The sequence below is a fragment of the Listeria sp. LM90SB2 genome (assembly GCF_028867355.1).
GTDB lineage: Bacteria > Bacillota > Bacilli > Lactobacillales > Listeriaceae > Listeria > Listeria monocytogenes_B.
This window is the reverse complement of record NZ_CP046449.1, coordinates 2,112,783-2,126,720: the sequence shown is the minus strand read 5'-3', so window position 1 is coordinate 2,126,720 and position 13,938 is coordinate 2,112,783. Positions and strand designations below refer to the sequence as shown.

At 37.3% G+C, this 13,938-nt stretch carries 13 protein-coding genes; all 13 read left to right on the top strand.

The features are described from left to right. Positions 1-57: 57 nt before the first annotated feature. The 13 genes from GL301_RS10455 to GL301_RS10395 all read left to right on the top strand — a co-directional run bounded on the left by GL301_RS10455 (position 58) and on the right by GL301_RS10395 (position 13,931). Positions 58-1,533 (top strand): UDP-N-acetylmuramoyl-L-alanyl-D-glutamate--2,6-diaminopimelate ligase, encoded by a 1,476-nt coding sequence (locus GL301_RS10455; protein ID WP_003726123.1) that lies wholly within the window; start codon positions 58-60, stop codon positions 1,531-1,533. Between the two features lie 46 nt (positions 1,534-1,579). Then, complete coding sequence (gene mraY / locus GL301_RS10450; protein ID WP_003728332.1) at positions 1,580-2,554, top strand: phospho-N-acetylmuramoyl-pentapeptide-transferase; 975 nt, start codon at positions 1,580-1,582, stop codon at positions 2,552-2,554. A gap of 141 nt (positions 2,555-2,695) precedes the next feature. Then, positions 2,696-4,063, top strand: a complete 1,368-nt coding sequence (gene murD / locus GL301_RS10445; protein WP_003726818.1) for a UDP-N-acetylmuramoyl-L-alanine--D-glutamate ligase — start codon at positions 2,696-2,698, stop codon at positions 4,061-4,063. Beyond that, entirely contained in the window at positions 4,060-5,151 is a 1,092-nt protein-coding gene (murG, locus tag GL301_RS10440; protein ID WP_003728333.1) for an undecaprenyldiphospho-muramoylpentapeptide beta-N-acetylglucosaminyltransferase, read from the top strand. Before murD ends, murG begins: the two co-directional genes overlap by 4 nt. A 22-nt stretch (positions 5,152-5,173) precedes the next feature. Next, on the top strand, positions 5,174-5,986 hold the full coding sequence (locus tag GL301_RS10435) for a cell division protein FtsQ/DivIB (RefSeq protein ID WP_003728334.1): 813 nt from the start codon (positions 5,174-5,176) through the stop codon (positions 5,984-5,986). Positions 5,987-6,350: 364 nt separating this feature from the next. Further along, a complete protein-coding gene (ftsA, locus tag GL301_RS10430) occupies positions 6,351-7,631 on the top strand; it encodes a cell division protein FtsA (RefSeq protein WP_003728335.1) in 1,281 nt (426 codons plus the stop codon). Between the two features lie 66 nt (positions 7,632-7,697). After that, positions 7,698-8,873, top strand: a complete 1,176-nt coding sequence (gene ftsZ, locus GL301_RS10425; RefSeq protein WP_003728828.1) for a cell division protein FtsZ — start codon at positions 7,698-7,700, stop codon at positions 8,871-8,873. A gap of 118 nt (positions 8,874-8,991) precedes the next feature. Continuing rightward, the gene (locus tag GL301_RS10420) at positions 8,992-9,681 is read left to right on the top strand and encodes a YggS family pyridoxal phosphate-dependent enzyme (protein ID WP_003726459.1); all 690 of its coding nucleotides are present in this window, start codon (positions 8,992-8,994) and stop codon (positions 9,679-9,681) included. 3 nt (positions 9,682-9,684) lie between these two features. Then, positions 9,685-10,143 carry a cell division protein SepF gene (locus GL301_RS10415; RefSeq protein WP_003724067.1) on the top strand — a complete coding sequence of 153 codons (459 nt, stop codon included), beginning with the start codon at positions 9,685-9,687 and terminating at the stop codon, positions 10,141-10,143. 22 nt (positions 10,144-10,165) lie between these two features. Continuing rightward, the gene (locus tag GL301_RS10410; protein WP_003724066.1) at positions 10,166-10,456 is read left to right on the top strand and encodes a YggT family protein; all 291 of its coding nucleotides are present in this window, start codon (positions 10,166-10,168) and stop codon (positions 10,454-10,456) included. A gap of 124 nt (positions 10,457-10,580) precedes the next feature. Continuing rightward, the gene (locus GL301_RS10405) at positions 10,581-11,357 is read left to right on the top strand and encodes a YlmH family RNA-binding protein (RefSeq protein ID WP_003726458.1); all 777 of its coding nucleotides are present in this window, start codon (positions 10,581-10,583) and stop codon (positions 11,355-11,357) included. A gap of 1,173 nt (positions 11,358-12,530) precedes the next feature. Beyond that, the gene (locus GL301_RS10400) at positions 12,531-13,124 is read left to right on the top strand and encodes a TetR/AcrR family transcriptional regulator (protein WP_003728337.1); all 594 of its coding nucleotides are present in this window, start codon (positions 12,531-12,533) and stop codon (positions 13,122-13,124) included. Between the two features lie 27 nt (positions 13,125-13,151). Continuing rightward, entirely contained in the window at positions 13,152-13,931 is a 780-nt protein-coding gene (locus GL301_RS10395) for a class I SAM-dependent methyltransferase (protein ID WP_003733593.1), read from the top strand. Positions 13,932-13,938 lie beyond the last annotated feature (7 nt).

Below are 13,938 nucleotides of genomic sequence, written 5' to 3'. Positions count from 1 at the left end.
ATTCTTTTTGGTTTTAGCAAAAATAACAGAAAGAATAAGTTTGAGGAGATGGCAAGAATGAAGTTAAATGAACTAATGCAAGCTATCCCGGTTTTTACTGGCGAGGCAAGTGAAACAATTGAAATTAGCCATATCGCCCAAGATAGTAGAAAAGTAAAACCAGGGACGTTGTTTATTTGTATAGATGGAGAATTGGTGGATGGACATCAATTTGCATCACGTGCAGTAGAACTAGGAGCGGTAGCAATTATCGCGGAAAAACAATTAGATGTATCTATTCCTGTCATTTATGTAAGAGATTCAAAACGTGCTATGGCGATGTTAGCCGATTACTTTTATGGATCTCCAACCCAAGCATTAAAGCTCGTTGGGATTACTGGGACAAATGGGAAGACGACCGTGAGCCACTTAGTGGAACAAATCGTGCGCGAAAATGGCGAGCAAACAGGCTTGATTGGCACGATGTATCGCAAAATTGGCGACCAAATTTTAGAAACAAAAAATACAACACCAGATAGCCTCACCTTACAAGAAACATTCCGCGATATGCTACTTAGTGGAGTGAGCACAGCTGTGATGGAAGTATCCTCGCATGCACTCGTTCAAGGTCGCGTATATGGTTCAGATTACGATGTTGCTGTATTTATGAATTTGTCTCAAGATCATTTGGATTATCATCATACAATGGAAGAATACGCCAATGCAAAAAGCTTATTGTTTGCGCAACTAGGCAACAGCTACCATACAAGTAACCCAAAAATTGCTGTGTTAAACGCGGATGACGAGGAAAGCGTGCGTATGCAAAAAGCAACAGCTGCTCATGTAATCACTTTTGGGATAAAACAACAAGCTGACTTCAAAGCAAGTAATATCAGAATTACTAGTCATGGTTCTACATTTGATTTACGGACACCAATTGGTAATTTTACATTGAAAATAAAAATGATTGGAAACTTTAGTGTTTATAACGTATTGGCTGCGATTGCAACTAGCTTTGCGCTACATATCCCTATGGAAAAAGCAATTAAAACAGTGGAAAGCATACCGGGTGTCAAAGGCCGTTTTGAACTTGTGCATGCAGGGCAAGAGTTCCCTGTTATAGTTGATTACGCCCATACTCCAGACGGCTTGCTAAATGTATTAGAAACAATTGCTGAGTTTGCAGAAAAACGCGTTTTTGTCGTTGTTGGTTGTGGCGGGGACCGTGATAAAGGAAAACGTCCACAAATGGCAAAAATCGCTGTAGATTATGCAACAAATCCTATTTTTACATCAGATAATCCGCGGAGTGAAAATCCGCGTGCGATTATTGAAGATATGATTCAAGGTGTTCCATATAGTGATTCTTATGTGGTTCACGAAAACCGCCGAGATGCGATTCGTTTTGCAGTAAATGAAGCAGAAGCAGGGGATGTTATTCTGATTGCTGGAAAAGGTCATGAAGATTATCAAGTGATTGGTGACGAGGTTATTGATTTTGATGACCGAGTAGAAGCCCGAATAGCTATTGAAAAAAAACTTGGACTCGCATAAAATATGAAGTGAAGTGCTTTGACAAACAGATTGGGGAGAATTTATTGTGTCTTTATACATGTTAGTATCAACATTTGCAGTTGCTTTTATCATTACGGTGATAGGTGTACCACTATTTATACCATTCTTGGTGAAATTAAAATTCGGCCAAAGTATTAGAGATGAAGGTCCGAAAATGCATGAAAAGAAATCAGGGACACCGACAATGGGGGCAGTTGTTTTCATTACTGCAATGCTTATTAGTTTCTTGATCTTTTCGTTCATCAGTGGTGAAGTTAGTGCAGCTACGTGGCTGCTATTCATCGCGCTGGCACTATTTGGCGCATTAGGTTTCCTAGATGACTATATCAAAGTAGTTCAAAAACGTAATCTAGGCCTTACTTCAAAGCAGAAGTTTTTAGGTCAAGTGGCAATTTCGATTTTATTCTATCTGGTATATCATTTAAATGGTTTTGCTGAGACGCTTAATATTCCGTTTACAAATATAGAAGTGGATCTTGGTTGGTTCTTTGTTATCTTTATTTTGTTCTGGTTAGTTGGTTTCTCTAATGCAGTTAATTTAACAGATGGTTTAGATGGTCTTGTCTCTGGCCTTTCTGTCATTGCTTTTTCTGCTTTTGGTGTCATTGCATTTTACCAAGAACAAATGGATGTCGCGATTTTCTGTTTTGCGATTGTGGGCGGTATGCTTGGATTTCTACTATTTAATAAAAATCCAGCGAAAATCTTCATGGGAGATACTGGTTCGCTTGCACTCGGTGGAAGTATCGCCGCAATTTCTATTTTAGTACATCAAGAATGGCTGTTACTCTTAATCGGAATTATTTTCGTTATTGAAACAGCATCTGTTATATTGCAAGTATTTTATTTTAAGGCAACTGGAGGAAAACGAATCTTCCGTATGACACCAATTCATCATCACTTTGAACTTGGTGGCTGGTCCGAATGGCGTGTTGTTTTAACGTTCTGGGGAATCGGGTTAATCGGAGCAATTATTTCTGTCTGTGTAGTCATTTTTTAAATAATGCGCCGTAATCTTTTTACGGCAAAAGCGTCTCTAGTTAGCTGTTTTTTTACAGAATCTGGTTGGCGCTTTCCGTCGTTTTTGTGAAAATCATAAATTCGACCGCCAATTTTGATATAAATGGGGGAACCAAAGGAAATGAAAAAAATTGAAATGTACCATCACAAAAAAGTACTTGTCTTGGGTCTTGCAAGAAGTGGTGTTAGCGCGGCAACAATTATGCACAAACTGGGAGCATTTGTAACTGTTAATGATCAAAAACCTTTTAGCGAGAATCCAGAAGCACAAGGTTTACTTGAGCAAGGTATTAAAGTTATTTGCGGTTCGCACCCAATTGAACTTTTAGATGAAGGATTTGAACTTGTCATAAAAAATCCTGGAATTCCGTACAACAACCCAATGATTGAAAAAGCGTTAAAACTCAAAATTCCAGTCATTACGGAAGTCGAATTAGCTTACCAAATATCTGAAGCACCAATTGTTGGTATTACAGGAACAAATGGTAAAACGACAACAACCACAATCATCCACCATATGTTAAATGCGCACAAAGAAAATAGTTCTTTACTCGCAGGAAACATCGGTTTTCCGGCATCCGCAGTTGCAGAAAATGCGACCAGTGATCAATACATTTCGATGGAGCTATCTTCGTTCCAATTAATGGGCGTAGAAACATTTAAACCGCATATTTCCGTCATCACGAATATTTATGAAGCGCATTTAGATTACCATACAGACCGTAGTGAATACGTTCAAGCAAAATGGCATATCCAAAAAAATCAAACAGCAGATGATTTCCTAGTAATTAATTGGGATCAAGAAGAGCTTAAAAACCTAACAAAACAAACAAAAGCACAAGTTATTCCGTTTTCAACCACACAACGCCTTGGTCAAGGAAGCTACGTGCAAAATGGCAATATTATGTTCAACGATGAAGTGATTGGCGCACGTGACAATATTTTACTTCCAGGAGAGCATAATTTAGAAAATGTGCTTGCTTCCGTAGCAGTAGCAAAAACGTTAGGTGTTACAAATGAAGAAATCATGCACGTATTAGAAACGTTTAAAGGTGTAGAGCACCGGACACAATTTGTTGTAGAATGGCAAGGTCGTAAATTCTATAACGATTCAAAAGCAACGAATATTCTAGCAACTCAAAGTGCATTAAAAGGGTTTAAAAATCCAGTCGTGTTACTGGCTGGTGGGTTGGACCGTGGTAATTCATTTGACGAATTACTACCATTTTTCAAAAATGTAAAAGCGTTAATTGTCTTTGGCGAAACAGCAGATAAAATTGGCCGCGTTGGTAAAATCGCTGGCATTGACGTACATTACGTGGATAATGTCGAGGCAGCTGTTCCAGTTGCGTACCGCGAATCAGCACCAGGAGATATTATCTTACTTTCACCAGCATGTGCGAGTTGGGATCAATACCGAACATTTGAAGTTCGCGGGAATGCCTATATGGACGCAATCGGCGAGCTAATAGAAGAGGTGGAAAAATGAAAGTAGCAATAAGTGGTGGCGGTACTGGTGGACACGTTTATCCAGCGCTTGCTCTCATCAGAGAATTAAAAAAAATTCATCCTGAAGCGGAATTTTTATATATCGGAACAGAAAAAGGCCTAGAAGCTGGAATCGTTAAACGTGAAGGGATTCCGTTTGAAGCTATTGAAATTACTGGTTTCAAACGTTCATTATCGTTAGAAAATATTAAAACAGTAATGCGTTTTCTGAGCGGCGCGAAAAAAAGTAAACAAATTTTGCGCGATTTTAAACCGGATGTCGTTATCGGAACAGGTGGTTATGTTTGTGGTCCAGTCGTTTATGCAGCCGCAAAACTTAAAATTCCTACTTTAATCCACGAACAAAATAGTGTTGCTGGATTAACGAATAAATTTTTAAGCCGCTACACAGATAAAGTAGCCATTTGTTTTGAAGAAGTAAGTGATTCTTTCGCATCGGAAAAAATCGTTTTCACTGGTAATCCACGTGCTTCTGAAGTTGTAGGTGTGGACTCGGAAGGTGCACTGGAAACTTACGGACTAGTTTCAGGGAAGCCAACTGTGCTTGTTTTTGGAGGCAGTAGAGGAGCTCGCGGCGTGAATGAAGCGGTAGAAGCTATTTTGCCAGAATGGAATAATCGGGATTTTCAGCTACTTTATGTAACGGGCGATGTACACTATGAAAAAATAAAAGATTCTTTGGCGGAGTTGAATTTGGGTAATCATATTAGTGTTCAACCATTTATTTATGATATGCCAAAAATTTTAAACGCTGTGACGCTCGTTGTTTCAAGAGCAGGAGCGACTACACTTGCAGAACTTACAGCGCTAGGGGTTCCAAGTATTTTGATACCTAGTCCATACGTGACAGCAAACCACCAAGAAAATAACGCTCGCGCTTTAGAAAAAAATAATGCAGCTATCGTAATTACAGAAGCAGAATTAAAAAATACCGATTTAATGGCGACAGTTGATTCGATTTTGAATGACGAGGCGAAATTAAATGGTATGAAGCTAAGTGCTAAACAAATGGGGCGCCCAGATGCAGCAGCGAAATTAGTAGAAGCAGTCCTTAGCATTATGAAATAAATCGCAGAAAGGAGCGAATAAAATGGCTGAAAATAAACGAGTAATTTCAATTGAAAATCGCATACCAGAACTCAAAAAATACCGCAAAAAAAAATTAGTAAGACACTTAGCCATTTTAATCGGAATTTTTGTGATTTTGATCGCCATTACCCTCTATTTCCTCTCCCCACTCAGTAAATTAGATAAAATTGCTGTAAGTGGCAATAAGCAACTTACAGAGAATGAAGTAAGAAAAGAAAGTGGACTCGAAATTGGTGAGTTTGTCATCGGGATAAGTAATGGAAAAACTGAGGATACCCTCAAAAAAAATACCCTTATTAAAGATGCTACCGTTTCTAAAGAAGGGATAAATGATGTTCAAATTAATATCACCGAATTTAAAACGATAGGCTATCAACAACAAGATGGTAAATACTATGATGTGCTAGAAAGTGGCATCATGTTAACGGATCAACCAAGACAATTCCCAATTGGAAATGATTTGCTATTTCAAAACTTTAAAAACGGTAAAACACTTGAGAAAATGGTAGCACAAATTAATAAGTTACCAAAAGATGTTGTTAGTTCTATCTCGGAAGTGATTTATAGTCCAACTAAAACTGATAAAAACCATATTAAATTATATATGAACGACGGGAATCAGGTTTCCGCAGATATTAGTACTTTCGCTGAGAAAATGCAACATTATCCAGCCATTGTCGCTCAACTTGCTAAAGGACAAAAAGGAGTTATTGATATTGAAGTAGGTTCTTATTTCCAAAGTTATTACCAACAGAATGCCGAGAAAAAGGCAGCCGAAGAAGCAGCTAAAGAGAAGAAAGAAACAAATGAATAATATTTTTTTCTTCTCGCCAATTTTTGGCAAATTTATAGATAACAGATGTTTCAAAAAGGTAACAAAACGATGACCTCAAGTCAGGAGATGCCAACACTTGTTCGCTTTTTGAATAAAATGAAAAAAATATCTTAAGAATTTGCCAAAAAATGTTCTTTGTGCTTTTATTACCTTCTTTCTTAGTGTAGACTGTAAATAAGTGATTTTGTATGTTAGGCAGAATGGGCAATCATTCTACACTGACGCCATAAAAATAAAGAAATTTCATAGCTTTTCAAGAAAGTTAAAAAACCGGCTTTTGCTCGGTATAAAAAAATGAAATAAATACATGTTAAATGACTAGAATAAAAGGAGGTGCCGATAAATGGGTGATAGCGAAATTTATGTAAGTTTAGACATTGGAACAGCTTCTGTGAAAGTAATCATCGCAGAAATGGCTGACGATAGACTCAATATTATCGGTGTTGGGAATGTCGAATCTTCCGGGATTAAAAAAGGAATTATTATCGACATAGACAAGACTGTAGAATCCATTAAAAAGGCAATTGAACAAGCAGAAAGAATGGTTGGCGTTGAAATTTCTCAAGTAATAGTTGGGGTAGTATCGAGTCAAGTGCATTTAGAAGCTTGCCGAGGAATTGTGGCAGTAGGTAGCGAAAATCGTGAAATTACAGATGAAGATGTCTGGAATGTAATGGATGCCGCTCAAGTTGTTCCTCTATCTCCTGAAAGAGAAATTATTAACACTATTCCAGATCAATTTGTTGTAGATGGATTAACTGGGATTACAGATCCACGTGGAATGATTGGTGTTCGTCTAGAAATGGAAGGCACATTAATCACTGGTTCAAAAACAATTTTACATAATACATTACGTTGTGTGGAACGTGCAGGACTTGAAATTTCTGATATTGCTTTACAACCACTTGCAGAGGCATCCATTTCCTTATCAGAAGATGATAAAGAATTTGGAACAGCACTCGTGAATGTTGGAGCAGGAACTACAACCGTTAGCGTGTTTGAACAAGGACGACTAACTTATACTGGTGTCATTCCAGTTGGTGGAGATAATATCACGAAAGACTTATCACTTGGACTAAACACTTCTACTGCAAATGCCGATCGCGTTAAATTGGATCATGGCTATGCATTTTATGATGATGCTTCTCCAGATGAAGTTTTTGCTATTGATGTTATCGGTAGTGACCAAAAACAACATTTTACACAAGTAGAAGTAGCAGATATTATCGAAGCGCGTATGGAAGAAATTTTCCAATTAGTAGTGGAAGAACTTACTCGTGTCGGTAAAACGCATCTTCCAGGAGGTTATGTACTAACTGGTGGTTCGATGGCTATTCCAGGAGCAATTGATTTGGCTGGAAAAACCTTAGCAGCGCATGTTAGACTAGCGATTCCTGATTATATTGGTGTTCGGGAACCTTCCTTTACAACCGCAGTAGGCTTAATTAAATATGCTTATCAAATGGCTGAATTAGAAGGACGCGACGTAAGCAGTTCGGCAAGCGAACCTCGTTACGACGATGAAGCACCAAAACAAAAGCAACCTAAACCAAAACAAAAGAAATCAGATGACGAAAAAGTATCAACGAAAATGAAGAATTTTTTCGGCGCATTTTTTGAATAAAAGCGAATAGCTGATAGTCCAGCAAGAAAATCGTATCGTATAAATCGGCAAATAGGAGGCAATAATATGTTAGAATTTGACACTAGTTCAGAAAGTTTGGCAACAATTAAAGTAATCGGTGTTGGCGGTGGCGGTAACAACGCTGTAAACCGTATGATTGAGCATGGTGTTCAAGGAGTAGAATTTATCTCCGTTAATACAGACGCTCAAGCACTTAACTTAGCAAAAGCAGAAACAAAATTACAAATCGGTACAAAATTAACACGTGGTTTAGGCGCGGGAGCTGTACCTGAAATTGGTAAAAAAGCTGCAGAAGAAAGCCGCGAACAAATTGAAGAAGCTTTAAAAGGCTCTGATATGGTATTCGTAACTGCTGGAATGGGCGGCGGAACTGGAACTGGTGCTGCACCTGTTATCGCTCAAATCGCAAAAGAAATGGGCGCCCTAACTGTAGGTGTTGTTACTCGACCATTTGGTTTTGAAGGACCAAAACGTACGAAACAAGCCTTAACTGGAACAGAAGCAATGAAAGAAGCGGTAGATACTTTAATTGTTATTCCTAACGACCGTCTACTTCAAATTGTGGATAAAAACACGCCAATGCTTGAAGCTTTCCGTGAAGCAGATAATGTTTTACGTCAAGGTGTACAAGGTATTTCTGATTTGATTGCCGTTCCAGGTTTAATTAACTTAGACTTTGCCGATGTGAAAACAATTATGACTAATCGTGGTTCTGCCCTTATGGGAATCGGTATTGCAACTGGTGAAAACCGTGCCGCTGAAGCTGCGAAAAAAGCAATTTCTTCTCCACTTCTTGAAACTTCTGTTGACGGAGCAAAAGGTGTCCTAATGAATATTACAGGCGGATCTAACCTAAGCCTTTATGAAGTACAAGAAGCAGCAGAAATCGTATCAAGTGCATCAGATGAAGATGTAAACATGATTTTCGGTTCTGTTATTAACGACGAATTAAAAGATGAACTGATTGTAACTGTTATTGCAACAGGTTTTGATGAAGAAAAGCAAGCGCAACAACAAGCGCAAGCAAATCGCCGTCCAAATCAATCTATCCAAGTAAATCGTCCTAATTATGCTGTACAAGACGAACAACAAAATGATTACGCGCAAAATGCGCCACAACAAGCAAATGCACCAGTTCATGAACAACAAGCTGAACCACAACAAAATAGTTCAGATGTTGATGTACCAGCATTTATCCGTAACCGTAACCGTCGCGGATAATACTTATAACATAATTTCACCCGGCCACTTTTGAAGCATTGCCAAGTGACCGGGTATCTGATTATAACAAGAAGCGTTTTAAATAAAGCACTTCGGGAATTATATAAGGTGATAAAAAATGACAAAACAAGCTAATTTACAAAAAGTAACGGCACAAATAGAGCGCGCCTGTGAAGAAAGTAATCGTCAGCCGGAAGATGTAACGTTAGTAGCTGTTACAAAAACGATTGATGTAGCTGGAATCACAGAGCTTTATGATTTAGGTATCCGTCACTTTGGTGAAAATCGTGCAGACGTTTTCCAAGAAAAAACAGTAGCACTTGCAGATAAAGAAGACATTTGTTGGCATTACATTGGTTCTTTACAAACACGTAAAGTAAAAGATGTTTTACCAAAAATCGATTATTTGCATTCGCTTGACCGATCATCGCTAGCAAAGGAAATCGAAAAGCGAGCTACTAAACCAGTGAAATGTTTCCTTCAAGTGAATATTTCTGGTGAGGAAAGCAAACATGGTTTTTCCAAAGAAGAGGCGCTATCTTTTTTACAAGAAGCGAATTTTACGTTCATTGAGATTGTTGGTTTAATGACAATGGCACCTATTACAAATAGCGACATAGAGCTGCATCACGTATTTCATGAGTTAAAGCAATTGCAGCAAGAAATTCATGCGCTTCAGTTAAACAATATTCCATGTACAGAGTTATCTATGGGGATGACGAATGATTATGGAGTTGCAATTACGGAAGGTGCAACATTTATACGAGTAGGAAGAGCTTTGGTGAGTGACGATAATATGGAGGTGTAACAAATGGGACTATCGAATAAATTTAAGTCATTCTTTTTCTTAGATGAAGAAGAGGAATATTATGAAGAGGAAGTAGCGAGGGAACCAGAACCTATGCAAAAGAAAACGAAGAAAGAAAAACCAAATAAAAATCGTTTTTATGCTGTAGAAGAAGATGATGCGAAGGTGGTTAGTATGCAGGGAGCTCAGTTTTCTAGTCGTATGGTACTTGCTGAACCGCGTGTGTATGCAGAGGCACAAGAACTTGCGGATTATTTGAAAGAATATAAATCTGTTGTTGTAAACTTGCAACGTATTAGCCATGATCAAGCGACACGTATTGTCGATTTCTTGAGTGGAACAGTATATGCATTAGGTGGAGATATTCAACGCGTTGGCAATAATATTTTCTTATGTACTCCAGACAATGTGGAAGTGGATGGCTCTATTTCCGAAATGCTCGATGAACAAAACTTTATGTGATGAAGTAGAGGTGTGAGCTAGATTGCAAAGTATTTTATATCAAGTGGTGGAAATCATTTTGTTTATTATCAGATGGTTGCCAACACTCATGTTTATTTATTTCTTGATGAGCTGGTTTCCCGGTGCAAGAGAATCAAAAATCGGCCAATTTTTAGCTCGTATTTTTGAACCGATTTTAGAGCCTTTTAGAAGGATTATTCCGCCGATTGGTATGTTTGATATTTCGTCCCTTGTGGCTTATTTCATTTTCCAATACGCGATGAGAGTTTTAACCGGTTTAATTCAAGTGTATGTCATTCCAATGCTATTTTAAAAAGCGCGCCCGTTTTCAAAATGGGTGGCTTTTTTTATTAATAAGCAAGATTAGCCTAGTAGCAGCTGTTTTCATGGTATAATAGGGCTAAAGACTCGGAACGGATTGAAAGGGAGAAATTAGGATGGATGGAATTTATCAGCATTTTCGCGCGGAAGAATACGCATTTATTGATAAGATTTTAGGGATTACGATGCAAGTTGAGAATGAATACACGCCACAACTTACGGATTTCTTGGATCCGAGGCAGCGTTTTATTACCGAAACAGTTATCGGTGGTTATGATGAGATCAATGTACAGTTTTTTGGTGGAGTGGCGCACGCAGAACGACGGCGCGCACTGATTTATCCAGATTATTATACGCCGACAGAAGCGGATTTTGAGATTGCTTTGTTCCATATACGCTACCCGGTAAAATTCACGACCCTCACACATCAAAAAATCCTTGGAACACTGATGTCGCTTGGAATGAAGCGTGATATTTTTGGAGATATTTTAAATAATGGCACTGAATGGCAGTTATTAGTAGAAAGTACAATGAAGGATTATTTAACATTACAACTTGAAAAAATCGGGAAAGTAAATGTGATGTTAGAGGAAACGGATTTAGCTAATGCTGTTTATGCCCCGGTCGTTTGGGAAGAAATGGGCTTAACTGTTTCTAGTATGCGACTTGACGTGATTATTAGTAATGCACATCATATTTCTAGACAGAAGGCGAAACAATTGGTTACTGCTGGATTAGTGAAAGTAAACTGGAAAACAGTGGAAAATCCGGATTTTGAATGTGAAGAAGAAGATGTATTGTCTGCTCGCGGATATGGTCGGGTAAAAGTACTATCAACTGGCGGCAGAACGAAAAAAGATAAAATTCGGATTGAAATTGGCTATTTAAAATAAAAACGAAAGCAGTTGCTGCTTTCGTTTCAGATATAGTAATGAGTAGTACCTAATGTCATATGTTGTCAAATGGTCTTATGTTATTATTAAATATGAAAAGAGAGTCATGCGCTAAGATGACTCTCAAGTATAAGCCCATTTAAGGTGGCAGCTAGCTTAATAGATTATAAAAATAACCACTAAACCGACCAAAGTTTATGAGTGGTTATTTTTTGTTATTTTGACTGTTCAATAGCAACACCAGGGTTGCAAAAGACAGTGCTTCATAAACAGTCATGGGTTATCCTTTCCAGGCAATCCTAACAAAAATATTCATAGCATCACCCTTTCTTGTTGTAAGAGCTAGCCACCACCATAAACTTGCTTACTCTTTTTGTATAGCATTGAAACTCTTTTGGAAAAAGGTTAAATGCTATGGTTATGTACTAAAAATATTTTTTATCGCGAGTTTCTACAAAACAACGAACAATAAAGCTAACTATAATGATCAATATATAGATGTGATCATTTAAAATAAGCCAATTTATTCCGTATTCAATAGCTAAAGACAATAACTCTTTAAGTAAAAATTCTAGGATTATTTTCATGAGTCTTCCCACCTTTCATTAAATATATAAATAGATACAGGTAAGAGGGTGATTTGTCGCATTTTCCAGAAATTTTTTGATAATCACCAATCCATATATGTAAATGGAACAAATTAACTGCACTTATATACCACTGAGATGGATATTTTGTCCCATTTTTCAGAAAATTAAATATATAAATCTATAAAAAAGTTCTAATTGGCTAAAAAACAAATAAACACCAATCTTACTCAATGGCATTGAGTCAAATTCATAGAAATAGCGTGAAACATTGGCGTTCTAAGAGAGAAGACAAATTTTTGTCTTCTCTTTTTTCTTGGTTTACTTTGAATCTTACTTGCTTCATCGATGGGAGCGGTTATGTAAGATTGGAAAAATGTAAAAGATAAGATATACCTGATAAAATATTTTTTTCAAATCTAATACTAAACTATTAGTAAACGTATTCGATATAAGAACCGTGGAAAATCCATTTCACCTCATTTGACATTGTTAAATATTTAGTTTAAGGTGTTTTTGTAGAACTGGAAATTAATAAATAGTTCCATTAAAAGCGTTATGCGAGAAATTTTTAAGGAGGAGCAAAATGCCAAAACTCGTTACGGGATATGAGCGTCAACAAACTAAAAACCTCATTATCGAACATACAAGCCATTTAATTTATATAAAAAAAGGAATTCAAGGTTTTACTGTGGAGGATATTACTCGAGCAGCTAGGATTGGAAAGAGAAAATTCTATACGTGTTTTCCCTCCAAAGAAGCATGCCTATTTGAGGTTGTGGAATATTCCTATCAAGCACAATTAGAGGCATTTAAAAAAATTATGGAGGAGAAAGGTTCGTTAAAAAGCAAGATGACTCGTTTTTTGAAAGAAGTCTATCTTTCGGAAAAGAGTATAAACAACTACTTTTCACCGGAAGATTTCCACGCAATACTCCAAAAACTCCCTCCAACATATACGGAAAGAGAAGAAAGAATGACAAGTGAAGTCCTGGAAACTGCCATGACGTATATCGATCTTACGAGAGCTCAATGGGAGGCTTTAGTGATGTTACTAGATTGTTTAACTTACACTGCGACAAGGAGTTATGTAGAAACTGCCAAAAAAGCGAAAGAAGAGACTTTGGATATATTAATACATTCTATAGCTGATTATGTAGAAAAACAGACCCAGTGCTAACGAAAAATATTTTAGGAGGGTAAATAAATGAATAAAGAAACCGAACGAAAGCTTGCTGCGTCACTCACTTCTCAATCAATAGAAATATTACCGTTTATTCCGTATTTTTTACAAGATTTTTTTGAATTGGGTAGTAGTCCGAAAGATATTACTTATTTAATTAAGCAACATATGCCGTTATCAGCTGAAAGTAATTTTTTGGATTTAGCTTGCGGAAAAGGCGCTGTTTCCATTGGTATCGCTAAGGAACTAGGAAATCCTGTCAAAGGAATAGATTTAATTCCGGCATTTATAGAAGAAGCAAAATGCAAAGCGAAAGAAGCGCAAGTAGAGTCACTGTGCCAATTTGAAGTAGGAGATGTAAATAAATCGGTTCAAAACGAAAAAAATTATGATGCCGTTATATTTGGTGCAGCAGCGGATATACTTGGAAATCCAGCAGAAACGTTGGAAAAATTGCAGGGAACTGTTAAAGAAGGCGGTTATATTATTATAGATGAAGCCTATGTGCCTGAATTAGCGCACAATAACCAGGTGAAGTATCAAAATTATGAATATCTCACTCGAAACGAATGGCTGAATTTATTTGAACAGAATCAATTACAATTGGTGGAAGAGCTAGAGGGAACAGCAGAAGTGGATTTTGAACTGGAAAAGCAACACTTATTAACAAGAGCCAATGAATTAATTCAACAATATCCAGAGAAAAAAGCCCTTTTTGAAGGATACCTTAAGAGCCAATGGAGCGAATACGATGACTTAGAGGAACATCTTATTGCTGTTACCTGGATTTTACATAAAAAGTAAACATTGA